The organism is Pseudomonas putida (genome assembly GCF_028682475.1).
GTDB lineage: Bacteria > Pseudomonadota > Gammaproteobacteria > Pseudomonadales > Pseudomonadaceae > Aquipseudomonas > Aquipseudomonas putida_AG.
This window is the reverse complement of sequence record NZ_JANHLE010000003.1, coordinates 193,223-216,856: the sequence shown is the minus strand read 5'-3', so window position 1 is coordinate 216,856 and position 23,634 is coordinate 193,223. Positions and strand designations below refer to the sequence as shown.

Sequence of the window (23,634 nt, the reverse complement as noted above, 5' to 3'; positions counted from 1 at the left end):
TTTAACCCCCTGTGGGAGCGGGCTTGCCCCGCGATCAGGCTTCCAGCGCCGAATCCGGCTTGACCGCCGGCACCGGCTTGCCAATCGCCTGTTCGACCCGCTGCGCCGCTACCGGATCATCAGCAAACGGCATCAGGCTGACCTGGTCGTCCACCTCGCGGCTGTGGCCGCGCAGGCAGGCGCTGGTGACCAGGTAGAAGAACACCACGCCAGTCAGGCAATACAGCGCATAAAGCCACTGATCCATCTCCGTGCTCCTCAGGCCATGCTGGCGTTGGACAACGCCAGCTTTTCATCTGCCACACGCACCGTGCGCCAGGTGTTGTAAGCCATCAGCAGCATGCCCGTGAGGAACAGCACACCACCGGTGAAGCGCACCAGGAAGCCCGGATGGCTGGCCACCAGCGCTTCGACAAAGGAATAGGTGAGGGTGCCGTCTTCGTTGGTGGCGCGCCACATCAGGCCCTGGGCGATACCGTTGACCCACATCGAGGCGATGTACAGCACGGTACCGATGGTTGCCAGCCAGAAGTGCGCGTTGATCAGGCCGATGCTGTGCATCTGCTCGCGGCCGAAGACTTTCGGGATCATGTGATAGAGCGAGCCGAAGGTGATCATCGCTACCCAGCCCAGGGCGCCGGCGTGTACGTGGCCGATGGTCCAGTCGGTGTAGTGCGACAAGGCGTTGACGGTCTTGATCGCCATCATCGGACCTTCGAAGGTCGACATGCCGTAGAACGCCAGCGACAGCACCAGAAAGCGCAGGATCGGGTCGCTGCGCAGCTTATGCCAGGCACCCGAGAGGGTCATCATGCCGTTGATCATGCCGCCCCAGCTTGGCGCCAGGAGAATCAGCGACATGGCCATGCCCAGCGATTGCGCCCAGTCGGGCAGGGCGGTGTAGTGCAGGTGGTGGGGGCCGGCCCAGATGTACAGGGTGATCAGCGCCCAGAAGTGCACGATCGACAGGCGATAGGAGTACACCGGCCGGCCAACCTGCTTGGGCACGAAGTAATACATCATGCCGAGGAAACCGGTGGTCAGGAAGAAGCCCACGGCGTTGTGGCCGTACCACCACTGGACCATCGCGTCGGTGGCGCCGGAATACACCGGGTAGGACTTGAACCAGCTAACCGGAATCGACAGGTGATTGACCACGTGCAGCATGGCGATCACCACGATGAAGGCACCGAAAAACCAGTTGCCGACATAGATGTGCTTGGCCTTGCGGCGCATCAGGGTGGCGAAGAACACGATGCCATAAGCGACCCAGACAATGGCCATCCACACCGCGCCGGTAAACTCGATCTCGGCGTATTCCTTGGTGGTGGTCAGGCCCAGCGGCAGGCTGATCAGCATGATGACAATGGTCGCCTGCCAACCCCAGAAGGTGAAGGCTGCCAGCTTGTCGCTGTACAGGCGTACCTGGCAGGTGCGCTGGACCGCGTAGTAGCTGGCGGCAAATTGTGCGCTGCCGGCAAAACCGAAGATCACCAGGCTGGTATGCAGGGGGCGCAAGCGACCGAAGCTGGTCCAGGGCAGTTCAAGATTGAGTTCCGGCCAGACCAGCTGCGAGGCGATCCATACGCCCATCGCCATGCCGACGATGCCCCAGAACACCGTCATGATGACGAATTGCCGGACCACCTTGTAGTTATAGGCCTGGGCCTGATGATGTGTGCTCATGGCTAGTTTCCACTGTTCCTGTAAGGCTCGTCCTGCCAAAAAGGGCAGGACACCGGCGCAGACTGTAGGAACCTGCCGATATTCAAAACAGACTCAGAAACTGGGCATAACACCGGATCAGATAAAAGCCCCGTATTTACTGGGGATAATCTCCTCTGATCTGGGTAAGGTGCGACGATTTATCCCTGTTTTGTCCGAAATTTCCCCGAACAACGTGGCTTTCTGCCGCATCCCTGTGCCAGTGGAATTACCTTGACATCACCTTCGGGGCGCACGCAGAATTTCTATAAACTTTGCGCGCAAAGTTTTAGGTTGGAGCGCAAGGTCGTGTCAGTGATGTGCAATCGATAATGAAGCCAATCCGCCATCGAGCGTGTGCGACGGCGCTTACACGCCGGGACAAGCACCGCCGCCAGAGCGGGACACTATAAGAACGATGGGAGCAACAGATGAAGCTTTCCAAGGAACTCGTCATCCAGGCAAAAACGACGTTCGGGACACCGACTTACCTCTACGATGAAGCGGTGCTGCGCAGCAGTTTCAACGAGTTGCGTGAGGCATTGCCGGACTGCGTGGATATCTTCTATGCGCTGAAGGTCAACCCCAACCTGTCCCTGGTGAAACTGATCCGCTCATACGGTGGCAACACTGAAGTGTGCTCACTGGGCGAACTGGAGATTGCCCTCAAGGCAGGGGTGGCGCCGCAGGACATTATTCTGCTAGGCCCCTACAAGAAGCCTGAAGAGCACCGCCGCGCCCTCGAAGTCGGCGTGTTCGCCATCGTTGTCGAATCGGAAAGCGAGTTGCGCAAGTTGTCTGCCCTGGCTGGGGAGCTGGGCTGCGACGCGCCGGTTGCGATCCGCATCAACCCGAATTTCTCGGCCGCAGGCTCACCCTGGAAGATGGGCGGGCGGCCTACTCACTTCGGTATTCAGGAAGACACCGCAGTGGCCAATTTTGCCGAGTACCTGGCACTGCCCAACATCAGGATCAAGGGGATTCACGTCTATAACGGCACCAAGATCCTCGATGCGCAATCGGTGTATGACAACGCCGCGTACATTCTCGGCTTGTTCCGCACCTTGTCTGAGCACCACAAACTGGACATGCGCATGGTCGATGTTGGCGGCGGCCTGGGTATCAAGTACTACGAGAACGAAACCGAGCTTGATACCGCCCAGCTCAAACAGTTGCTGGCGCCGCTGTTCAATGATTTCCATCAGCAGTTCCCGCGTACGCGCATCATCCTTGAATCAGGGCGCTTCATTGCCGGCAAGTGCGGTGCCTTGCTGGTCACTGTCGACAATATCAAGGAAAACCACGGCAAGACCTTTGCCGTCACCGATGGCGGCACCAACTGCCATGGTGCGGCAGCGGGCAGTGGTCAGGTGCTCAAACGCAATTTCCGGATCATCAAGGCCACTGGCAACACCGGTGCACCGCTGCGCGAATACCATATCTCCGGACCGCTCTGCAGTCCCGATGACCTGCTCGGGCGCGATGTACGCCTGGAAACCCTGCACGAAGGCGATGTTCTGGCCGTGACCGCCTCGGGCGCCTACGGCCCTTCGGCTTCGCCGACCCTGTTCCACAGCCATGGCCACCCGGCCGAAGTCGTGGTCAGCAACAATCAGCTGTTTCTCGCCAGGGCGCGGCAGACGGCCGTGGATATTCGCGACAGCCATACTGACGTGCCACTTGAAGCGATGCTCAGCACAGCTGCCGCAGTCGAACCTGCTCCTGAAATGCAGAGGGCGACCCAGCGTCAGCTCAGCGACATCCTGCGGGTGGTACTGAAGTTGCCGGAAGGCACGATCATCACCGCCGACTCTCACTTGCGTGACGACCTGGGGCTGGATTCGCTGACCTCCATGGAGCTGCTGATCAGCCTGGAGGACGATATCGAAGGTTTCTTCGTCAACCCGGACACCATCGTCCCCGGGCATTTCAACACCGTGGCGACCCTGGCCGGTTACATCGATGCTCATCGACAGACCCGCTCGCTGGTGCGCCCGCTGGGCGTAGTCGAGGTGCTGCATGAACGTGCGTGAAGTCCTGCTGCAGGACGTGCTGGAAACTCGCAGCGGTTTACACCCGGACAAAGCCGCGATCATCTACGCCGATGAAACCTACACCTATGCGCAGCTGGATGAAGCCAGCGCGCGCCTGGCGGCAGGCTTGCAAGTCAATGGCCTGCTGCGCCAGGAACGGGTGGTGGTGTGCCTGGGCAACCGCGTCGAAACGGTGTGCGCCTTCTGGGGGATCCTCAAGGCCGGTGGCGTAGTGGTCAATGTCGGCCTGGATACCCCGGCCGACTGCCTCGACTATATCGTTCGCGATGCCGAAGCCTCGGTATTGATCACCACCACCGAGAAAATTGCCAGCCTGCCGGCCAGCGCTAGCGACCTCGCGCATCTGAAACTGATCGTACTGCTCGATGGCGAAGCCGGTTCGAGCGTGGCGCAGACCTTTGAAAGCCTGCTCGGGCAGGGTGGCGGGGAGCCGTTGCCGTGCGGCAACCTCGACCTCGACCTGGCGGCGATCATCTACACCTCAGGCTCCACTGGCGAGCCCAAAGGTGTGATGCTGACCCACCGCAACATGCTCGCTGCCCTGACCTCGCTGAATACCTATCTGGGGTACAACGACACCGACAAGGTGCTCTGCTCGCTGCCGCTGTCATTCGACTACGGCTTGTACCAGATGATCATGGCCATCAGTGCCGGCTCTACCCTGGTGCTGGAAAAGGAATTCACCTGGCCGATTTTCCTGATCAGGAAGATCCGCCAGTACCAGGTCACGGTGATCCCGTTCGTGCCGACCATGCTGACGTTGTTGTATGAGTATGCGTGCAAGCGCGAAGCGGTGTTTGCTGATGTGCGCATGGTCACCAACACCGGCGCCGCGCTCAAGGCGCCGCATATCGCCCAGATGAAGGCGCTGTTTCCCCAGGCGCAGATTTTCTCGATGTACGGCCTGACCGAGTGCAAGCGCTGCACCTACCTGCCCCCTGAAGACATCGACAGCAAACCGGGCAGTGTCGGTATTGCCATTCCCAATACCGAGCTGTGGCTGGTGGACGAACAGGACCAGCGTATCGATCAGCCCCATCAGGTCGGACAGCTGGTGATTCGCGGCGCCACGGTCATGGCCGGCTATTGGCGCAATCCGGTAGCCACGGCGCTCAAGCTCAAACCCGGGCGCTATCCGGGTGAAAGCGTGCTCTATACCGGTGATTACTGCAGTCTCGACGAGGACGGTTATTTGTATTTCCGCGGCCGCATGGACCACATGATCAAGTCGCGGGGCATGAAGGTCAGCCCCAGCGAAGTGGAGAGCTTTCTCTACGCCATCGACGGCGTGGAAGCCGCTGCGGTGGTGGGCGTCGAACACCCCTCGGTCGGCGAGGGGCTGTGCGCGTTCATTACCTTGGGGCAAGGTGTGAACCTCAGCGTCGAGCAACTGCTTGAACGTTGCCGCCAGGGCCTGGAGGCACACAAGGTGCCGCTGTCCATCAGCATCGAAAGCAGCCTGCCACGCACCGCCAACGGCAAGATCGACCTGTTGCTGTTGCAGCACTCGGCGCGTACCACACAGCCGCTGGTGACCGGATGACAGCTCATACACGGCGGCCCCACAGGGAGAACTATCCATGACTCCAGGCCTTAGCGGTCGCGACCAATCGCTGGACGTCAATGGCAATCACTTTGCCTTGCGTACCTGGGGTGATGAGCGCGGGCATCCGGTGCTTGCCCTGCACGGCTGGCTGGACAATGCCGCCTCCTTCGAGCGCATCGCGCCGTTGTTGCGCGATTGTTTTGTGGTCGCGCCGGATCTGGCCGGGCATGGGCGCTCTCAACATCGCCGGGCCGACAGCGGTTACTACCTGTGGGAACACGCCGACGATATGAACGCCCTGGTCGAGTGTCTGGGTTGGAAGCGTTTTTCAGTACTCGGCCATTCCATGGGCACCGGTGTGGCGTCGATTCTGGCGGCGATGAGCCGGAGCATCGACAGCATGGTGTTTATCGATGGCATGGGGGCTCCGTTTACCGTGGACGACGGCAACACTGTCGAACACATGCGCAAGGCCCAACGCTTGTTGCGGTTGGCGTTGCGCACCCGCCTGCACGGCTTCAGCGGGCCTGAAGAAGCGCAGTTCAGCAGCCTGGAAGCAGCCATCAACGAGCGGCGTAACAGTATTGACGGCAGCCTCAGTGAAGAAGGGGCACGCTTGTTGGCCTTGCGCGACCTGCTCAACCTGGGTCATGGCTATCGCTGGCGCCATGACCCGCGGCTGGTGCTCCCCGAACCGCTGCAACTGACCGAACGTCAGGCGTGTGAGTTTCTGCAGCAGATCAACTGCACTTTGCATGTGTTGCTCGGGCGCCAGGGGCTGTTCACCGGTAATGCCTTCGACAAACGAAAAAACGCCTTGCCTGCGGATACCCTCGTGCACTGGCACGACGGCGGTCATCATTTTCATCTGGATGCCCCCACGCCTGCGCTGATCGAACAGCTCAATGCAGCATTGGGGCTGGGTGATTCGGGACCGCGGCAACGCTTAGTCAATGAGTAATGGAGTACGCGAGTGAAAGATTTCTGGATTGCCCCGTCGATTCTGGCTGCTGATTTCGCCCGGCTGGGAGAGGAGGCTGCACAGGTGCTGGCTGCCGGTGCCGATGTCATCCATATCGATGTCATGGATAACCACTATGTGCCCAACCTGACCATGGGGCCGCAGTTCTGCAAGGCTTTGCGCAGTCACGGTATTACCGCACCGATTGATGTGCACTTGATGGTGACGCCGGTGGACGGCATGATCCAGGCCTTCGCCGATGCAGGCGCCGATTACATCTCGATTCATCCCGAGGCGACCCTGCACCTGGACCGTTCCGTGCAACTGATCAAGGATCTGGGTTGCAAGGCAGGCCTGGTGTTCAACCCGGCCAGTACCCTGGACGCGGCTCAGTATGTACTTGACCGGCTCGACCTGATCCTGCTGATGTCGGTCAATCCGGGCTTTGGTGGTCAGCGTTTCATCCCCCAGGTGTTGCCCAAGATTGCCGCAGCGCGCAAGCTGATTGATGACAGTGGCCGCAACATCCGTCTGGAAGTGGACGGCGGCGTCAACCTGGAAACCATCGGTCAGGTTGCTGCGGCAGGCGCGGACATGTTCGTCGCCGGCACGGCAATCTTCGCCCAGCACGATTACCGCGAAACGATCTTGGCCTTGCGTCGCCAGATTGCTGACGCTGTGACCAACCGCACCTGATAATACGCGGACTTACCCACGATTCTCGCGAATCCAGCATGAGTTACCTGTCCTTGCATAACAATACCGAAACCACCTTGCAGGCGTTCAGTCGAATCAAGGGAGGTGGGCATGCTTGACCCGACCTTCGACTTCGACAAGATGCTGTGCTTCTCGCTGTACTCGACGGCCAACGCTATGGTTCGCGACTATGCCGAGCCATTGAAAAAGCGTGGCATTACCTATCCGCAATTGCTGGTGATGGCCGGATTGTGGGGTAAGGACGATGTCTCGATCAGCGCCTTGAGTGAGTTGACCCTGTTCGACCTAGGCACCTTGACGCCTATCGTCAAACGCCTGGCCGACAACGGCTTTATCACCGTTTACCTCGATCCCAACGATCGCCGTCGACGCAATCTGCTGCTGACTGATAAGGGCCGCGAACTCAAGGCCGAGGCGGCCAAGGTGTTCAGCAACATGGCCTGCAAGATCGACCTTGGCGAGGGCGAGGTGCAGCAGGTGCTGAACGTGTGCCAGCGGATTCGTTCGCGGTTGCGTTAAGGCAGGATGATCAAACCTGTGGGAGCGGGCTTGCCCCGCGATGCGATGGGGCTGGTAAAGCACAATCGCGGGGCAAGCCCGCTCCCACAGAGCCAGTTCAGCCCTGCAGAAACTCCGGCGTATTGAAGTTGCTCAAGCGCCGATCATCCTCAGGGTATTCCAGCGCCCGCACCGGATGCTTGAGCAGCGCCCGCTGAATCCCGCGATCACCCTGTTGCCAGGCCTGCTCAAGGTCATCGCGCAAGGCACAGGGAATCAGGCTGAACATCGGCTGCCAGTAACCGCTTTGGCGAATCATTGCCGGTTGCCCCTGATCGTTGGCCTGGCTGAGCAGGTCGACAATCAGCGCGCTGTCGATCAACGGCGCATCACAAGCCAGCACCAGCATCCAGTGATGGCGAGCCACTGCCAACCCCGCCATCACGCCGGCCAGCGGCCCGGGGAAGTCGGCTTCGGCATCACTGACCAGTTGATCGGCATAGGGCCGGTACTGCTCCAGGTTGCGGTTGCAGGAAATGATCAGGTCATCGGTCAGTGGCCGCACGACCGCCTGGATATGGGCAATCAGCGGTTTGCCCTGCCAGTCCAGCAGGCCCTTGTCCTGGCCGCCCATGCGCTGGCCGCGGCCGCCGGCCAGGAGGAGAATAGAGCAGGGGGGAGTGGCGGCGGACATGGGTAAGGTTCCTGGCTGTGTCAGCCGGTTACCTTCCCATGCATGCCGCCAACTGTCCAGATCAGTGCTCTTCGACCACCGGCTGTGCTTGCTGTGCTTGAGCCCGGCGCTTGCCGGTCAGGCGCATGACCACGACGAAGAACACCGGCACGAACACCACCGCCAGCGTGGCACTGAGCATGCCGCCGATCACCCCGGTGCCGATCGCCTGCTGGCTGGCCGAGCTGGCGCCGCTGGCAATCGCCAGCGGTACCACGCCGAGGATGAACGCCAGCGAGGTCATGACAATCGGCCGCAAGCGCAGGCGCGCTGCCTGCACCGTCGCTTCCACCAAGTCATGGCCGTCATCGACCAGGCTCTTGGCGAACTCGATGATCAGGATGGCATTCTTCGCCGACAGGCCGATCAGGGTGATCAAGCCGACTTTGAAGAACACATCGTTAGGCATGCCGCGCAAGCTCACGGCGATCACCGCACCGAGCACACCCAATGGCACTACCAGCAGCACCGAGGTCGGAATCGACCAGCTTTCATACAACGCCGCCAGGCACAGGAACACCACCAGCAGCGACAAGGCCATGAGCATCGGTGCCTGGGCGCCAGACAAGCGTTCCTGCAGCGACAGCCCGGTCCATTCCAGGCCCATCCCCTGCGGCAGCTGGTCGACCAGGCGCTGGATCTCGTCCATCGCCTGACCCGAGCTGTAGCCCGGTGCCGGTTCACCCGATACCGCTACCGCCGGGTAACCGTTGTAGCGCGTCAGTTGGACCGGGCCGGTAATCCACTTGGCCTGGACAAAGGCGGACAGCGGGACCATCTTGCCGCTGTTGTTGCGCACATGAATCTTCAGCAGGTCTTCGACCTGCGCGCGCTGGTCGCCTTCGGCTTGCACCACCACGCGCTGCATGCGCCCCTGGTTAGGGAAGTCATTGACGTAGTTGGAGCCCACTGCGGTATTGAGCACATTGCCGATATCGGCAAAGGAAACGCCCAGGGCGTTGGCCTGTTTGCGGTCGACTTCGAGCTGCACTTGCGGGCTTTCAGCCAGGGCACTTTCGCGCACGTTGACCAGCACCGGGCTCTTTTCGGCATTGGCCAGCAGTTGGTCACGCGCCGCCATCAGCGCTGCATGGCCGAGGCCGCCACGGTCCTGCAGGCGGAACTCGAAACCGCTGGAGGTGCCCAGGCCGTCCACCGGCGGTGGCAGTACGGAATAGGCAATGGCGTCCTTGAGCTGGCTGAAGGCGGCGTTGGCGCGGTCGGCAATCGATTGGGCGCTGTCGTCGGCGCCGCGTTCGGACCAGTCCTTGAGCGTGGTAAAGCCCAGCGCCGCGTTCTGGCCGTTGCCGGAGAAGCTGAACCCGAGAATCAGTGTGCTGTTGCCAACCCCAGGCTCCGTGGCGTTATGCGCCTCGATCTGCGCCGCTACCGCTTCTGTACGTGCACGGCTGGCGCCTGGCGGCAGCTGGATGTCGGTGATGGTGTAACCCTGGTCTTCGGTGGGCAGGAACGAGGAGGGCAACTGGCTGAAGCCGTAGACCAGCCCCGCCACCAGCACCAGGTACACCATCAGGTAGCGGCCGCTGCGCTTGAGGGCCTGGATCACCCAGCGCTGGTAGCCATTGCTGAGGCTTTCGAAGCGGCGGTTGAACCAGCCAAAGAACCCGCGTTTTTCGTGGTGCTCGCCTTTGGCGATGGGCTTGAGCAAGGTGGCGCACAGGGCCGGGGTCAGGCTCAGGGCGAGGAACGCCGAGAACAGGATCGACACCGCCATCGACACCGAGAACTGTTGGTAGATAACCCCCACCGAACCGCTCATGAAGGCCATGGGCAGGAACACCGCCACCAGCACCAGGGTAATGCCGACAATCGCGCCGCTGATCTGCCCCATGGCTTTTTTTGTCGCCTCGCGGGGCGGCAAGCCTTCTTCGCTCATGATCCGCTCGACGTTCTCCACCACGACGATGGCGTCGTCCACCAGAATGCCGATGGCCAGGACCATGCCGAACAGGGTCAGGACGTTGACCGAAAAGCCCAGCACCATCATCACCGCGAAGGTGCCCATCAGGGCCACCGGCACCACCAGGGTCGGGATCAGGGTATAGCGGATGTTCTGCAGGAACAGGAACATCACCGCAAACACCAGGGCCATGGCTTCAAGCAGGGTAGTGATCACTTGCTGGATCGAGACCTTGACGAACGGCGAGGTGTCGTAAGGGATATCGAACTTGGCGCCCGCTGGCAGGTAACGCGACAGGTCGGCCAGCTTGGCCTGCACCAGGGTCGCGGTTTCCATGGCGTTGGCACCGGGCGAAAGCTGCACGCTGAAGGCGCTGGTGGGTTTGCCGTTCAGGCGGGTGCCGTATTGATACTCCTGGCTGCCGATCTCGACCCGGGCGACATCGCCGATGGTCAACCGCGAACCATCCGGATTGGCGCGCAAAACGATGTCTTCGAACTCCTGCACCGTGCTCAACTGCCCCTTGATCACCACGTTGGCGGTGATTTCCTGGCTGCCGGTGGTGGGCAGGTCGCCGATGCTGCCGGGCGCGACCTGGGCGTTCTGGGCGGCAATCGCCTCGTTGACGTCATCCGGGGTGAGGTTGAAACCGATCAGCTTCTGCGGGTCGATCCAGATCCGCATGGCGCGTTCCGACCCATACAGCTGGGCCTTGCCGACGCCCTTGAGGCGGCGGATCTCGTTCATCACGTTACGCGCCAGGAAGTCGCTCAAGGTCACTTCATCGAGGCTGCCGTCCTCGGCGGTGAGGGTGACCAACAGCAGGAAGCCGGTGGACACCTTTTCCACCTGCAGGCCTTGCTGGGTAACCGGCCGCGGCAGGCGCGACTCGACCACTTTCAGGCGGTTCTGCACGTCGACCTGGGCCAGGTCCGGGTTGGTGCCCGGCTCGAAGGTGGCGGTGATCGTGGCGCTGCCCAGGCTGCTTTGCGAGCTGAAGTAGAGCAGGTTGTCTGCACCGTTGAGCTCCTCTTCGATCAGGCTGACCACGCTTTCGTCGATGGTCTGCGCCGAGGCACCCGGATAGACGGCATAGATTTCTACCTGCGGTGGCGCCACGTCGGGATACTGGGCAACCGGCAACTGCGGAATCGCCAGGGCACCGGCCAGCAGGATGAACAGCGCGACCACCCAGGCGAATACCGGACGATCAATGAAAAACTGCGGCATGAATCAGGCCCTCACTGGCCGGTGGTCTGAACGATGGAAGGGGCGTCCTTGCCCGCGTTGTCGACCTGTACCTGGTCGCCTGGATTGACGTGCTGCAGGCCTTCGACCACCACCCGGTCACCGGGGGCCAGGCCGGCACTGACGATCCAGCGGTCGTGTTGCACGCCACCGAGCACCACCGCGCGCTCGCTGATGCGCTGCTGGGCATCGACCAGCAGCACCCGCGGGTTGCCGGCGCTGTCACGCAAGATGGCGCGCTGTGGCACGCTGATGCCTTGCTGTTTGATCGCCTGCTCCAGGCGTACGCGAATGAAACTGCCCGGCAGCAGGTCGAGGTCCGGGTTGGGGAACTCGCTGCGCAAGGTGATCTGCCCGGTGCTCGGGTCGACACTGATGTCGGAGAACAGCAGCTTGCCGGGCAGTGGGTAGGGGGTGCCGTCGTCCTGGATCAGGGTCGCGCCGGCCTGGTCCTGACCCACCTGTTGCAGCTCGCCGGCGCGCAGGGCGCGGCGCAGGGCGGTGAGTTCGCGGGTCGACTGGGTGACATCGGCATGGATCGGGTCCAGTTGCTGGATGATTGCCAGCGGCGTGGTCTCGTTCTGTCCCACCAATGCACCTTCAGTCACCAGGGCGCGGCCGATGCGTCCGGAGATCGGTGCGGTAACGGTGGCATAGCCCAGGCTCAGCTTCGCCCGTTCCAGCGCCGCCTTGGCTTCGGCAACGGCGGCGTCAGCCTGCATCAGCGCGGCGCGGGCGTTGTCGTGGTCCTGGCGGCTGACGGCGTTGATGGTGATCAGTTCGCGGTAGCGCTGATCCTGCAGGCGTGCCTGGTAGCGCGTGGCCTCGGCTTTGGCCAGGGCTGCGCGGGCACTGTCGTAGTCTGCCTGGAACGGCGCCGGGTCGATGCGGAACAGCACATCGCCCTGTTTGACGTCGCTGCCCTCACGGTACACGCGCTTGAGCACCACGCCGGCCACACGGGCGCGAACCTCGGCGGTACGCGGGGCAAGGATGCGGCCATTGAGCTCGGTGCTGATGGACAGTGGCTGGATTTTCACCGTCTCGATGCTGACGGTGCTGGGCGGTGCCTGCTGTTCTTCAAGGGCGCTGTCATTGCACGCGCTCAGGGACAGCACGAGGGCAAACAGTGGCAGCAGGGCGCACAGACGGACGGGTCTTGAACTGAACATGCGGATCTTCCATAAATGACCCGGCAATGCTAAGGCAGGAGGCCAACGTCCAACTGTTAAGCTGTGTAGGCCGAGTGTGAAAAAGTGTGAAGGGTTGCGCTGGCTGCACGCAAGGTCCTATATCCTTGCCTGACTTTCCCAGCCTGTCAAACTAGCCATGCCGAATATCCTTCTGGTCGAAGACGACTGCGCCTTGTCCGAATTGATCGCCAGCTACCTGCAGCGCAATGATTTCTGCGTCACGGTGATTGCCCGTGGTGATCACGTGCTGGCCGAGGCCCGGCGCATCAAACCGGACCTGGTGATCCTCGACCTGATGCTGCCAGGCCTTGATGGCCTGCAGGTCTGTCGCCTGTTGCGCGCCGAATCGCAGTCCTTGCCGATCCTCATGCTCACCGCCCGTGACGACAGCCATGATCAGGTGCTCGGGCTGGAGATGGGCGCTGACGACTACGTCACCAAACCCTGCGAACCACGGGTGCTACTGGCCCGGGTGCGGACCTTGCTGCGCCGCAGCAGCATCAATGAACCGCGCCTGGAAACCGATCTGATCGTGGTCGGCGGCCTGCGCATCGACCTGGCCGAACGCAATGTGTTCTGGCGCGAGCAATGGGTGGAACTGTCCAGCGGCGAGTACAACCTGCTGGTGGTGCTGGCGCGCAATGCCGGCGTGGTGCTCAGCCGCGACCGCATTCTGCAACAGCTGCGCGGCATCGAGTTCAACGGCACCGACCGTTCGGTGGATGTGGCCATCTCCAAGCTGCGGCGCAAGTTCGACGACAGCGCCGGTGAGGCGCGCAAGATCAAGACCGTATGGGGCAAGGGCTATCTGTTCAGCCGCCTCGAGTGGGAGTTCTGACAGCGGTATGCTAAAGATCCTGATTCGCCTGTACCTGGTGATCATCGCCGCGTACGCCGGTGCCCTGTTGCTGATTCCCGACGCCATTGTCGGGGCGTTTCATGAGCGCTTCATCGCCTACAACCTGAATCAGGCCAAGGGCGTGCAAAAGCTCATTGTCGAACGCTTCAAGCAGGTGCCGGCCGAGCATTGGCCAGCGGTGGAGCGCGAACTGGCGGCGGATTTTGCCCCGCTGGAGATCGAGTTGCGGCGCCAGGACCAGATCGGTCTGGCGCATGCCGACCGGGCGCGCCTGGCGGCCGGCGAGAATGTCGTGCGCCTGGGCGACTGGGGCTATTACAAATCGGCCCTGGCACCGCTGGACGCAACCTGGGCGGTGGAGCTGCGCAATCCTCCTGACCCACTGGATATCAACCTGATCTCCTGGGGCGTCACGGTGCTGATCGTTGCCGCCTTGCTCGGCTGCCTGCTGCTGTGGGTGTGGCCGCACTGGCGTGATCTGGAGCGCCTCAAGGAAACCGCCCGCAGTCTGGGCCAGGGGCGTTTGTCGGAGCGTACGCAGATCCCGGCGCGCTCGAACATTGGCGAACTGGCCGAGGTATTCGACACCATGGCCCAGGACGTCGAGCGTTTACTGACCCAGCAACGCGAATTGCTCAACGCTGTCTCCCATGAGCTGCGCACCCCGCTGACCCGGCTGGATTTCGGCCTGGTGCTGCTGTTCGACGAAGTACCGCCGCATTGTCGCAAGCGTTTGCTGGAACTGGTCGGGCATGTGCGTGAGCTCGACGAACTGGTGCTTGAGCTGTTGTCCTACAGTCGCTTGCAGAACGCCGACCAGGCGCGCGAGCGCGTCGAGGTCTCGCTGCTGGAACTGGTCGATAGCATTCTCGGCAGCTTTGCCGAAGAGCTCGATGGCCGCGGCATCGAATGGCAGGTGCGTGCCGAAGGCAACCTGCCGCGCTTTATCCTCGACCCGCGCCTTACTGCCCGGGCCCTGCAGAACCTGGTGCGCAACGCCATGCGCTACTGCGACCGGCAACTGTTGCTGCGCCTGAGCCTGGATGCCGAAGGGCACTGCCTGTTGACGGTCGAGGATGACGGTATCGGTATTCCGGCGGATCAACGTGAATTGATCTTCCAGCCGTTCTACCGCCTGGACCGCAGCCGTGATCGCGCCACCGGTGGCTTTGGCCTGGGGCTGGCGATCAGTCGGCGGGCGATCGAAGGGCAGGGTGGAACCTTGACCGTGAGCCAGTCGGCGCTGGGGGGCGCGCAGTTCAGGATTCGCTTGCCGCGTGGCTGAACAGCACATACCTGTCCTTGCCCTCATGCTTGGCTTGGTACAGGGCGTCATCGGCATTGATCAGGGCGTTGGTCAGGTTATCTTCACAATCAATCCGGGTCAGACCGATGCTGATGGTCACCGGGTGCTCGGCGGCGTCTTCACGGACCCGCTTGCATAATGCATCGACGCGCTGCTCGGCATCAGCCTGGCTCATCCCCCACAGGTAGATGACAAACTCCTCGCCACCGAGTCGGGCGTACTCGAACTCGGTCATCGACGCCTTGATGTTGGCCGCAGTGCGTTTGAGCACGACGTCGCCGATGTCGTGGCCGAACTGGTCGTTGACCTTCTTGAAATTATCGATGTCGACCATTGCTAGAAAACGGCTCTGCTCGTGGTCTTCCTGCAGGTGGCGCTGGGCTTTGGCCATGAATGAGCGACGATTGGGGATCTCGGTGAGGGCGTCGATGTAGGCTTGCTCAAGCAGCATCTTCGACATGTAGAAGTTGTACAGCTTGGCCCGGCGCATTTTCAGGTAGGTGTAGAGGATCAGGCCGTTGAGGAACACGGCATAGCAGGTGAACATGATGCCGCGCAGCTCGAAAAGGTGCATGCCTGGCACCTGGAAGGGATGAAGATTGATCCAGGTGACCACCAGCGCGGCGAAAAACGACCAGCGCCGCACCGGCAGTACCGACACGCTGTACAACACACTGGAGGCACCCAGCATCAGCCACGCCGGGCGCAGCTCCTGCGGCAGCCCATCGATCACCAGGCGCATGGCCAGGGTGATCACGCCGATGAATGCCAGGTTGATCAGGTCGAAGTGCCCGGCCTTGCGCGTGAACGCCAGGATGATGCTGAGAGTCGCCATGACCGTGATGAAGGCCATCGATCGCCAGGTGAAGTCCTGCTGGCCCAGGTAGCTGACGATCAGGTCGAACAGCAGCCAGATGCCGATGCTGACGCCGAAGATCAGCAGGCAGAACGAGTGCAGGTTTTCGAAATCATGCTGGCGAAATTCCCGACGCAGCTCGGGCGGTGCGATGTTCCTGCGCACCTGTTGTTCGATGGTCTTGTACATGGCGGCCTTGCGTATTCGACGAGTTCTTGTAGTGCTTGGGTTGCGGCTCCAGATTAGCAGGCCCGTTACACCGGGATAACATCGACCAATGCCAATCTCATGATTCGGGACGTTCGCGAGGGTTTTCCTCAAGCCAGCGGATCAAGCGCTCAGCGATACGTTCGCTGGCATGACCATCGCCATAGGGGAGGAACACTCGATTCATCTGCTTGTAGGCTGCAGGGTCGTCAAGCAAAAGGCTGGTTTCCTTGACGATCCGTTCGGTCTGGGTGCCCACCAGTTTTACCGTGCCGCCTTCGAGCACCGAGTGCCGTTCGGTGACCTTACGCAGCACCAGCAGCGGTTTGCCCAGGGCCGGTGCTTCCTCCTGGATGCCGCCGGAGTCAGTGAGAATCAGGTAGGCGCGGTCCATCAGCCAGACGAAATGCTGGTAATCCTGAGGTGCTACCAAGAGGATATTCGGCTGGTGCGAGAGCAGCGCGTAGACCGCTTTTTGCACTTGCGGGTTGAGGTGTACTGGGTAGACGAACTGCACATCCGGGTAGCGCAGGGCCAGTTCTGCCAAGGCCAGGCAGATGCGCTCGAAGGCCTGGCCGAAGTTCTCGCGGCGGTGGCCGGTGATCAGCACCAGCCGCCGGTCATCGCGCAACTGCGCCAGCGGCGAGCCTGCGCTCGGCTTCCAGCGGCTCTTGACCAGGTGCTCGCGCATCCACAGCAAGGCATCGATCACAGTGTTGCCAGTGACCTCGATCTGCTCCGCTGCCACCCCTTCGCGCAGCAGGTTGTCGCGGGCGCGGTTGGTGGGCGGGAAGTGCAGGTCGGCGAGCACCGAAGTCAGGCGCCGGTTGCCTTCTTCGGGCCAGGGCGACTTGAGGTTGCCGGAGCGCAACCCGGCTTCGACGTGGCCAATGGGGATCTGCCGGTTGAAAGCGGCGAGGGCGGCAATGAAGCTGGTGGTGGTGCTGCCGTGAACCAGGACGATGTCTGGCTGGATCCGGGCGTAGGTGGCGTCCAGCTGTGTCAGCAATTGCTGCGACAGGCTGTTGAGGGTCTGGTTCTGGGCCATTACCCGCAGGTCTTCATCCACGCTCAGGCCAAAATCCCGGAGCACTTGCTGAAGCATTTCCCGGTGCTGGCCAGTGGAACAGATGTTTAGCTCGATATCTGGCCATAGACGCAATATCTGCGCTAAAGGAGCCATCTTGATGGCTTCGGGGCGGGTGCCAAACACCATCATGACTGTGTAGGCCATTGTCGTGTGCTTTTTCCGGGTTTGTAGAGATTAGATACAAGCAGCGGAAGGCAGGGATGTCCAGTCGCGCCTTATCGCGGGGCAAGCCAATCAAGAAACACCCGCAACGCCGGCTCGCGCTCACGCCCCGGCAGCCACACCGCGCTGTACTGCGCCGCCGCCAGGCGCACGTCTTCGCGCCATGGCTGCAACAAGCCTTGCCTGACACTGTCGGCCACCAGTACGTTGCTCGCCAGCACCAGGCCATAGCCGGCAGCGGCTGCCTGCAAGGCATAGTGCTCATCGTCATAGTGATGAAAGCGAGCGCGCTGCAGCCAGTCTTCACAACCGGCCAGGGCGCACCAGCGCGGCCAGTCGATGATGACCCCGTTCGCCGCAGCCCAGGGCACTTCAAGCAGCGACAAGGGCTGGTCCGCAGGCGGCTCCTGCCAGCCAGGCGGGGTGTACACCGAAAAGTACTCTGCCAGCAGCGGCAAACGCTGCAACCCCGGATCGGGGGTGAATTCGGCACGCAGGGCCAGGTCGTAACGGTGGTCGCGCTGCAAGTCGACCACCTCGCTGCCGGTCAGCACCCGTACCTGAATGTCGGCATGGCGGCGATGGAAGTCGCCCAGACGTGGGATCAGCCACAGGCTGGCAAAGGCGGCGGTGGTGGTCAGGGTCAGTTGCTGGCGTTCGCAGGGTGGTTGCAGCTCGTCGAGACTGCGCTGCAGGTCGGCCAGCCCCTGATGCACCTGGCGATACAGGCGTTCACCGGCTTCGCTGAGCATCACTCCCTGGGCACTGCGTTGAAACAGCAGCAGGCCAAGGTGCGATTCCAGGCGCTTGATCTGGTGCGACACGGCTGCCGGGGTCACCGCCAGTTCGTCGCTGGCAGCCTTGAAGCCGCCCAGACGAGCCGCCGATTCGAAGGTGCGCAAGGCCGTCAGGGGCAGTTTGGCGAACACGGTGCTCAAGCCAATTGAGGGAGACTCAATTTAGCTCAATTGAGCCGGTGCCTCAACGCGGCTAGGGTGGAGACTCATTTCCTCAACGGAGCCGGTCATGCAAGGCAAGGCGCGTAAAGTGGTTCAGGCCATCCTCTACGAAACCATCGCGGTGGTGTGTGTCGCTCCGGTGTTGTCCTGGGCCTTCGATGCCAGCATGGCCCACTCCACGGCGTTGTCGTTGATCCTCTCGGCCGTGGCCCTGGCCTGGAACATGTTCTACAACTGGGCGTTCGAGTACTGGGAGGCCCGTCAGCAGCAGCGCCGGCGCACGCTGTGGCGGCGTTTTCTGCATGCATTGGGGTTCGAAGGCGGTCTGGTGCTGATTCTCCTGCCGGTGGTCGCCGGTTGGATGCAGATCAGTCTGTGGGCGGCACTGTTGACCAACCTGGCGTTGTTCCTGTTCTTCTTTGTCTATGCCTTTGTCTTCCAGTGGGGCTTCGACCGGGTATTCGATGTGCCTGAGTCGGCGCGCGAGGCTGCTTGACTTTGACTGCAGGGCTGCGCTAGTTTCCTCGTTATGAATACTTTCCTGCAGTCGCCTCAGCACAGCATTATTACCGCCATTATCGTTTTGGCGGGCTAGCTGGCACTTGCACCGAACCCGCCCTGGAGGCGGGTTCTTTCTCTCTCTCCTGGGCACTTAAAAAAACCAGGAGTCACTGATGACCAGCCTTGCCGTTAGCCCTCGCACCCCGTCCGCGTCGCTGAACCTGCTGTCCGACTATGTGCGGCGCATTCTTGCTGCACCGGTGTACGACCTGGCCATCGAAACGCCCCTGCAGTTGGCGCCAGCCTTGTCCGCAGCCCTGGGCAATCAGGTGCTGCTCAAGCGCGAAGACCTGCAACCGACATTCTCGTTCAAAATCCGCGGCGCCTATAACCGTCTCAGCCGCCTGAGCCCGGCCCAGCGCGCCCGTGGGGTGATCACCGCATCGGCCGGCAACCATGCCCAGGGCGTGGCCCTGGCGGCCCGCGAACTGGGCATGCGCGCGACCATCGTGATGCCGACCACCACCCCGGAATTGAAGGTCAATGGCGTGCGCTCGCGCGGGGGGGAAGTGGTCCTGCATGGCGACAGTTTCCCTCATGCCCTGGCCCATGCGCTGAAACTCGCCGACAGCGAAGGCGCGACCTTTGTCCCGCCTTTCGACGATCCGGACGTGATCGCCGGGCAAGGCACGGTGGCCATGGAGATCCTCCGTCAGCAGCCGGGCGCACTGGATGCGATCTTCGTTCCGGTGGGTGGCGGCGGCTTGATCGCCGGGATCGCCGCCTACGTCAAATACCTGCGCCCTGAAGTCAAGGTGATCGGCGTCGAGCCCCAGGACTCCAACTGCCTGCAGGCCGCAATGCTGGCCGGCGAGCGGGTGGTATTGCCCCAGGTCGGCAGCTTTGCCGAAGGTGTGGCGGTGGCGCAGATCGGCGCGCATTGCTTCGAGTTGTGCCGGCACTATGTGGACGAGGTGATCACCGTCAGCAACGATGAATTGTGCGCCGCGATCAAGGACATCTACGACGACACCCGCTCGATCACCGAGCCCTCCGGCGCCCTGGCCGTGGCCGGGATCAAGAAGTACGTCGCCCGCGAGAACGCCCAGGGCCAGACCCTGGTGGCGATCGACTCGGGGGCCAACGTCAACTTTGACCGTTTGCGCCATGTTGCCGAACGTGCCGAGCTGGGCGAACAGCGCGAAGCGATCATCGCCGTGACCATCCCCGAGCAGCCCGGCAGTTTCCGTGCCTTCTGCCAGGCCCTGGGCAAACGTCAGATCACCGAGTTCAACTACCGCTATTACCCGGGCAAGGAAGCGCGTCTGTTCGTCGGCGTGCAGACTCACCCGCAGCACGACCCACGCGATCAACTGCTGGCCAGCCTGCAGGCGCAGGGCTACAGCGTGCTTGACCTGACCGACAACGAACTGGCCAAGCTGCACGTCCGCCACACGGTGGGTGGGCATGCCGGGCCAGGGGCGAACGAGCGGGTGATGCGCTTTGAATTCCCGGAGCGTCCCGGTGCTTTGCTGGGTTTTCTGGAGCGCCTGGGCAAGCGCTGGAACATCAGCCTGTTCCACTACCGCAACCATGGTGCAGCTGAAGCACGGGTGTTCGCGGCGCTGGAAGTGCCTGACGAGGAACACGCCGGTTTGCCCGCGGCCCTTGACGCCATGGGCTATCGCTACTGGGATGAAACCGACAACCCGGCCTACCGGTTGTTCCTCGGCTGAGCAATGTTTGCCCCAGATCAACACGGAGCAGGGCGCAGAGGCGGATCCTGAAGGCAATGGAATATTGCACGAGGGTTTCGCCATGAGCAGCACGTTCTTCATCCCCGCCGTCAACATCATGGGCATCGACTGCCTCGACGAAGCGATGGCCGCCATCGCCGGCTACGGATTGCGCAAGGCGCTGATTGTCACCGACACCGGTCTGGCCAAGGCCGGGGTCGCCGAGCGTATTGCCGAACTGCTGGCGATGCGTGACATCGACTCGTCGATTTTCGACGGCGCCAAACCCAACCCCAGCATCGCCAACGTCGAGCAAGGACTGGCGCAGTTGCAGCGCGAGCGCTGCGATTGTGTGATCTCCCTTGGCGGTGGCTCGCCGCATGACTGTGCCAAAGGCATTGCCCTGTGTGCGACCAATGGCGGCAAGATCAGCGACTACGAGGGTGTCGACCGCTCGGCCAAGCCGCAGCTACCGTTGATTGCGATCAACACTACGGCGGGCACCGCCAGTGAAATGACCCGTTTCTGCATCATCACCGACGAGGCGCGCCATGTGAAAATGGCCATCGTCGACCGCAACGTCACGCCCTTGCTGTCGGTCAACGACCCAGCGCTGATGGCGGCCATGCCCAAGGGCCTGACCGCAGCGACCGGTATGGATGCTCTGACTCATGCCATCGAGGCCTATGTCTCCACGGCTGCCACCCCGATTACCGATGCCTGTGCGATCAAGGCCATTGAATTGATCAGCCAGCACCTGCGTCAGGCCGTGGCTGATGGCAGCGACTTGCAGGCGCGGGAGAACATGGCGTATGCGCAATTCCTCGCCGGCATGGCCTTCAACAATGCCTCGTTGGGGTATGTGCACGCCATGGCGCACCAGCTGGGTGGTTTCTATGACTTGCCGCATGGTGTGTGCAATGCGGTGCTGCTGCCGCATGTGCAGCGCTTCAACGCCAAAGTCAGCGCCGCGCGCTTGCGCGATGTCGCCAAGGCGATGGGCGTGGAGGTGTCCGGCATGACCGCGGAGCAGGGCAGTGATGCGGCGATTGCGGCGATTGAAAGCCTGTCGCGGGACATCGATATCCCGGCCGGTCTGGCGGTGCTGGGCGCCAAAGAAGCCGATGTGCCGACACTGGCCAGCAATGCGCTGAAGGATGCCTGTGGTCTGACCAACCCGCGGGTGGCCAGTCAGGAAGAAATCGAGGGTATTTTCAAGGCTGCCTTTTAAGCGCATCGCGGGGCAAGCCCGCTCCCACAGGTTTATCACAAACCTGTGGGAGCGGGCTTGCCCCGCGATAAGGGCCTTCAGACCACCAAAGACAGCAGCATGATAAAGATGATGCCGACCACCGAAAGGATGGTCTCCATCATGCTCCAGGTTTTGAAGGTCTCGGCCACGGTCATGTTGAAGTACTGTTTCACCAGCCAGAAACCGGCGTCGTTGACGTGAGACAGAATCAACGAACCGGCACCGGTCGCCAGCACCAGCAACTCACGGTTGACCCCCGGCATCATGCCGATCACCGGCGCGACGATCCCGGCACCGGTGATGGTCGCCACCGTCGCCGACCCTGTGGCAATACGAATCACCGCCGCCACCAGCCAGGCCAGCATGATCGGTGAAATCTGCGCCTGCACGGCCATCTGGCCGATGACGTTGCCGACGCCGGTATCCACCAGCATCTGCTTGAAACCACCGCCAGCGCCGACGATCAAGATGATCGCGGCAGTCGGCGCCAGGCTCTGGTCGAGCAGTTTCATGATCTGCTGGCGCGAAAAACCGCGGGCGGCGCCAAAGGTATAAAACGCTAGCAACAGTGCGGCGAGCAGGGCGGTGATCGGGTGGCCGATCAGGTCCATCCATTGGCGCACGATGTGTTCAGCGGGCAACACCACATCCGCGAAGGTCTTCAGCAACATCAGCAACACCGGCAGCAGCACGGTGATCAGGGTGATGCTGAAGCTGGGCAGGTTGGTTTGCTCGGACTCGCGGGCGATCTGGTCCATCAGTTCCTGGGACGGCGATCCCGGAATGTAGCGGGAGATGAAGTTGCCGTACAACGGACCGGCAATGATCGCGGTGGGCAGGGCGACAATCAGGCCATAGAAAATGGTCTTGCCGATATCGGCGTTGAATATGCCGATGGCCAGCAACGGCCCCGGATGCGGCGGCACCAGGCCATGGACCACCGACAACCCGGCGAGCAGCGGAATCCCGATCTTGATCAGCGATACCCCGGAACGCCGGGCGACGATGAACACCAGCGGAATCAGCAGTACAAAGCCGATTTCGAAGAACAGCGGAATGCCCACCAGGAACGCCGCGAACATCATCGCCCAGTGCACTTTCTGTTTGCCGAAGGCACGGATCAGCGTCTGCGCGATCTGGTCGGCACCACCCGAGTCAGCCATCAGCTTGCCGAGCATGGTGCCCAGGGCGAGGACGATCCCGACAAAGCCGAGTACCCCGCCAAATCCGTCCTGGAAGGATTTCATCACCTTGGCCACCGGCATGCCCGAGGTCAGGCCGAGAAAGCCGGCAGCCAGGGTCAAGGCGACAAAGGGGTGGACCTTGAAGTGGGTGATCAGCAGCACCAGGCCGATGATGGTGACCACTGCATCGAGCAGCAGGTAGGTATCAGTTGCCAAACCGAACATGGTTCAGTGCCTCATTTTGTCATTGTTGTGGGCGGAGCATTTGCAGCGTTTACGTGTCGAGACAGCGCTATCTTTGGTGAGCCGGAAAACTGCCTGATCAGGCCGTTCGCGCCAGCACCGACTCACCGCAGGGCTTTAGCCACAGGTCGACCTGCACCGCCAGTTGCGCTACCGGCTGGGTGGCATCCAGGGGCAGGGTCAGGGCTTCGCCATTGGGGCGTTCGAGGGCAGCGAACTGGCTGTCGATCAGGCTGGCCGGCATGAAGTGCCCAGGGCGGGCAAGCACCCGGCGGCTGGCTTCTTCAGGGGTGAGGTCGAGAAAGACGAAACCCAGGTCCGGCACGGCATGGCGCAAGGCGTCGCGATAACGCTTTTTCAGTGCCGAACAGGTCAGGATCGGACGTTCGCCGGCCTTGAGGGAAGCCTGCATCTCTTCGCCCAGGCGGATCAGCCAACCGGCACGATCGCCATCGTCCAGGGGAATGCCGGCACTCATCTTTTCGATGTTGGCGGCAGGGTGGAAGTCGTCGCCTTCGATCAGGCGACCGCCGCTCAGGCCGGCAATGGCGGCGCCGACGTAGCTCTTGCCGCAGCCAGCTACGCCCATGACCACGATCGCGGATAGGGGTGGGTTCATCGGTACCTCCTGCAGGGCAAGATAGCGCTATCTTGAGCCGCGGCTGAATCAGCCTCGGGCGCTTCTTTCCCGGATGTTATTGATC

20 protein-coding genes are annotated in these 23,634 nt (G+C 61.9%); 10 read left to right on the top strand and 10 right to left on the bottom strand.

Going from position 1 to position 23,634, the window contains the following annotated elements; translation table 11 throughout:
* Positions 1-34: 34 nt before the first annotated feature.
* Both NPS47_RS04400 and ccoN read right to left on the bottom strand, forming a co-directional pair.
* The gene (locus tag NPS47_RS04400) at positions 35-247 is read right to left on the bottom strand and encodes a cbb3-type cytochrome c oxidase subunit 3 (protein WP_274293882.1); all 213 of its coding nucleotides are present in this window, start codon (positions 245-247) and stop codon (positions 35-37) included.
* A gap of 11 nt (positions 248-258) precedes the next feature.
* Positions 259-1,686 carry a cytochrome-c oxidase, cbb3-type subunit I gene (gene ccoN / locus NPS47_RS04395; RefSeq protein ID WP_274293881.1) on the bottom strand — a complete coding sequence of 476 codons (1,428 nt, stop codon included), beginning with the start codon at positions 1,684-1,686 and terminating at the stop codon, positions 259-261.
* Between the two features lie 449 nt (positions 1,687-2,135).
* Here ccoN and NPS47_RS04390 point away from each other — a divergent pair, with 449 nt between their 5' ends.
* The 5 genes from NPS47_RS04390 (at position 2,136) to NPS47_RS04370 (ending at position 7,501) form a co-directional block, all read left to right on the top strand.
* Positions 2,136-3,737, top strand: coding sequence for a phosphopantetheine-binding protein (locus NPS47_RS04390; protein WP_274293880.1), 1,602 nt, complete (start codon positions 2,136-2,138; stop codon positions 3,735-3,737).
* Entirely contained in the window at positions 3,724-5,301 is a 1,578-nt protein-coding gene (locus NPS47_RS04385) for a class I adenylate-forming enzyme family protein (protein ID WP_274293879.1), read from the top strand. The genes NPS47_RS04390 and NPS47_RS04385 overlap by 14 nt, the downstream gene beginning before the upstream one ends.
* Before the next feature lie 37 nt (positions 5,302-5,338).
* Positions 5,339-6,265: an alpha/beta fold hydrolase gene (locus NPS47_RS04380; RefSeq protein WP_274293878.1), complete on the top strand. Its 927-nt coding sequence runs from the start codon at positions 5,339-5,341 to the stop codon at positions 6,263-6,265.
* Positions 6,266-6,277: 12 nt separating this feature from the next.
* Complete coding sequence (gene rpe / locus NPS47_RS04375; RefSeq protein ID WP_274293877.1) at positions 6,278-6,961, top strand: ribulose-phosphate 3-epimerase; 684 nt, start codon at positions 6,278-6,280, stop codon at positions 6,959-6,961.
* Positions 6,962-7,072: 111 nt separating this feature from the next.
* Positions 7,073-7,501: a MarR family winged helix-turn-helix transcriptional regulator gene (locus tag NPS47_RS04370; protein WP_274293876.1), complete on the top strand. Its 429-nt coding sequence runs from the start codon at positions 7,073-7,075 to the stop codon at positions 7,499-7,501.
* 97 nt (positions 7,502-7,598) lie between these two features.
* Here NPS47_RS04370 and mobA read toward each other — a convergent pair whose 3' ends face one another.
* From mobA to NPS47_RS04355, 3 genes are all read right to left on the bottom strand, one after another.
* Positions 7,599-8,174, bottom strand: coding sequence for a molybdenum cofactor guanylyltransferase MobA (mobA, locus tag NPS47_RS04365; protein WP_274293875.1), 576 nt, complete (start codon positions 8,172-8,174; stop codon positions 7,599-7,601).
* Between the two features lie 61 nt (positions 8,175-8,235).
* The gene (locus tag NPS47_RS04360) at positions 8,236-11,364 is read right to left on the bottom strand and encodes an efflux RND transporter permease subunit (RefSeq protein ID WP_274293874.1); all 3,129 of its coding nucleotides are present in this window, start codon (positions 11,362-11,364) and stop codon (positions 8,236-8,238) included.
* A gap of 11 nt (positions 11,365-11,375) precedes the next feature.
* Positions 11,376-12,554, bottom strand: a complete 1,179-nt coding sequence (locus NPS47_RS04355; RefSeq protein ID WP_274293873.1) for an efflux RND transporter periplasmic adaptor subunit — start codon at positions 12,552-12,554, stop codon at positions 11,376-11,378.
* A gap of 157 nt (positions 12,555-12,711) precedes the next feature.
* Here NPS47_RS04355 and NPS47_RS04350 point away from each other — a divergent pair, with 157 nt between their 5' ends.
* Both NPS47_RS04350 and NPS47_RS04345 read left to right on the top strand, forming a co-directional pair.
* Entirely contained in the window at positions 12,712-13,413 is a 702-nt protein-coding gene (locus NPS47_RS04350) for a response regulator transcription factor (protein ID WP_038610422.1), read from the top strand.
* A 7-nt stretch (positions 13,414-13,420) separates the two neighbouring features.
* The gene (locus tag NPS47_RS04345) at positions 13,421-14,719 is read left to right on the top strand and encodes an ATP-binding protein (RefSeq protein ID WP_274293872.1); all 1,299 of its coding nucleotides are present in this window, start codon (positions 13,421-13,423) and stop codon (positions 14,717-14,719) included.
* Here the strand turns inward: NPS47_RS04345 and NPS47_RS04340 are convergent.
* From NPS47_RS04340 to NPS47_RS04330, 3 genes are all read right to left on the bottom strand, one after another.
* On the bottom strand, positions 14,694-15,785 hold the full coding sequence (locus tag NPS47_RS04340; RefSeq protein ID WP_274293871.1) for a GGDEF domain-containing protein: 1,092 nt from the start codon (positions 15,783-15,785) through the stop codon (positions 14,694-14,696). The two genes, NPS47_RS04345 and NPS47_RS04340, sit on opposite strands and share 26 nt — an antisense overlap.
* A gap of 97 nt (positions 15,786-15,882) precedes the next feature.
* A complete protein-coding gene (gene wecB, locus NPS47_RS04335) occupies positions 15,883-17,037 on the bottom strand; it encodes a non-hydrolyzing UDP-N-acetylglucosamine 2-epimerase (protein ID WP_274293870.1) in 1,155 nt (384 codons plus the stop codon).
* A 71-nt stretch (positions 17,038-17,108) separates the two neighbouring features.
* Positions 17,109-17,984, bottom strand: a complete 876-nt coding sequence (locus NPS47_RS04330; protein ID WP_274293869.1) for a LysR substrate-binding domain-containing protein — start codon at positions 17,982-17,984, stop codon at positions 17,109-17,111.
* Positions 17,985-18,081: 97 nt separating this feature from the next.
* On the opposite strand from NPS47_RS04330, the gene NPS47_RS04325 reads away from it, so the two are divergent.
* The 3 genes from NPS47_RS04325 to yiaY all read left to right on the top strand — a co-directional run bounded on the left by NPS47_RS04325 (position 18,082) and on the right by yiaY (position 21,482).
* Positions 18,082-18,510, top strand: coding sequence for a PACE efflux transporter (locus tag NPS47_RS04325; protein WP_274293868.1), 429 nt, complete (start codon positions 18,082-18,084; stop codon positions 18,508-18,510).
* A 178-nt stretch (positions 18,511-18,688) separates the two neighbouring features.
* The gene (ilvA, locus tag NPS47_RS04320; RefSeq protein WP_274293867.1) at positions 18,689-20,251 is read left to right on the top strand and encodes a threonine ammonia-lyase, biosynthetic; all 1,563 of its coding nucleotides are present in this window, start codon (positions 18,689-18,691) and stop codon (positions 20,249-20,251) included.
* Positions 20,252-20,333: 82 nt separating this feature from the next.
* Positions 20,334-21,482: an L-threonine dehydrogenase gene (gene yiaY, locus NPS47_RS04315; protein ID WP_274293866.1), complete on the top strand. Its 1,149-nt coding sequence runs from the start codon at positions 20,334-20,336 to the stop codon at positions 21,480-21,482.
* 77 nt (positions 21,483-21,559) lie between these two features.
* Here yiaY and NPS47_RS04310 read toward each other — a convergent pair whose 3' ends face one another.
* Both NPS47_RS04310 and NPS47_RS04305 read right to left on the bottom strand, forming a co-directional pair.
* Positions 21,560-22,912 (bottom strand): GntP family permease, encoded by a 1,353-nt coding sequence (locus NPS47_RS04310; protein ID WP_274293865.1) that lies wholly within the window; start codon positions 22,910-22,912, stop codon positions 21,560-21,562.
* Positions 22,913-23,009: 97 nt separating this feature from the next.
* A complete protein-coding gene (locus NPS47_RS04305) occupies positions 23,010-23,549 on the bottom strand; it encodes a gluconokinase (protein ID WP_274293864.1) in 540 nt (179 codons plus the stop codon).
* Positions 23,550-23,634: the final 85 nt, after the last annotated feature.

Coding starts and splice junctions, on each gene's coding strand:
- NPS47_RS04400 (WP_274293882.1), bottom strand. CDS start 247: ATGGATCAGTGGCTTTATGCGCTGTATTGCCTGACTGGCGTGGTGTTC.
- ccoN (WP_274293881.1), bottom strand. CDS start 1,686: ATGAGCACACATCATCAGGCCCAGGCCTATAACTACAAGGTGGTCCGG.
- NPS47_RS04390 (WP_274293880.1), top strand. CDS start 2,136: ATGAAGCTTTCCAAGGAACTCGTCATCCAGGCAAAAACGACGTTCGGG.
- NPS47_RS04385 (WP_274293879.1), top strand. CDS start 3,724: ATGAACGTGCGTGAAGTCCTGCTGCAGGACGTGCTGGAAACTCGCAGC.
- NPS47_RS04380 (WP_274293878.1), top strand. CDS start 5,339: ATGACTCCAGGCCTTAGCGGTCGCGACCAATCGCTGGACGTCAATGGC.
- NPS47_RS04370 (WP_274293876.1), top strand. CDS start 7,073: ATGCTTGACCCGACCTTCGACTTCGACAAGATGCTGTGCTTCTCGCTG.
- mobA (WP_274293875.1), bottom strand. CDS start 8,174: ATGTCCGCCGCCACTCCCCCCTGCTCTATTCTCCTCCTGGCCGGCGGC.
- NPS47_RS04360 (WP_274293874.1), bottom strand. CDS start 11,364: ATGCCGCAGTTTTTCATTGATCGTCCGGTATTCGCCTGGGTGGTCGCG.
- NPS47_RS04355 (WP_274293873.1), bottom strand. CDS start 12,554: ATGTTCAGTTCAAGACCCGTCCGTCTGTGCGCCCTGCTGCCACTGTTT.
- NPS47_RS04350 (WP_038610422.1), top strand. CDS start 12,712: ATGCCGAATATCCTTCTGGTCGAAGACGACTGCGCCTTGTCCGAATTG.
- NPS47_RS04345 (WP_274293872.1), top strand. CDS start 13,421: ATGCTAAAGATCCTGATTCGCCTGTACCTGGTGATCATCGCCGCGTAC.
- NPS47_RS04340 (WP_274293871.1), bottom strand. CDS start 15,785: ATGTACAAGACCATCGAACAACAGGTGCGCAGGAACATCGCACCGCCC.
- wecB (WP_274293870.1), bottom strand. CDS start 17,037: ATGGCCTACACAGTCATGATGGTGTTTGGCACCCGCCCCGAAGCCATC.
- NPS47_RS04325 (WP_274293868.1), top strand. CDS start 18,082: ATGCAAGGCAAGGCGCGTAAAGTGGTTCAGGCCATCCTCTACGAAACC.
- ilvA (WP_274293867.1), top strand. CDS start 18,689: ATGACCAGCCTTGCCGTTAGCCCTCGCACCCCGTCCGCGTCGCTGAAC.
- yiaY (WP_274293866.1), top strand. CDS start 20,334: ATGAGCAGCACGTTCTTCATCCCCGCCGTCAACATCATGGGCATCGAC.
- NPS47_RS04310 (WP_274293865.1), bottom strand. CDS start 22,912: ATGTTCGGTTTGGCAACTGATACCTACCTGCTGCTCGATGCAGTGGTC.
- NPS47_RS04305 (WP_274293864.1), bottom strand. CDS start 23,549: ATGAACCCACCCCTATCCGCGATCGTGGTCATGGGCGTAGCTGGCTGC.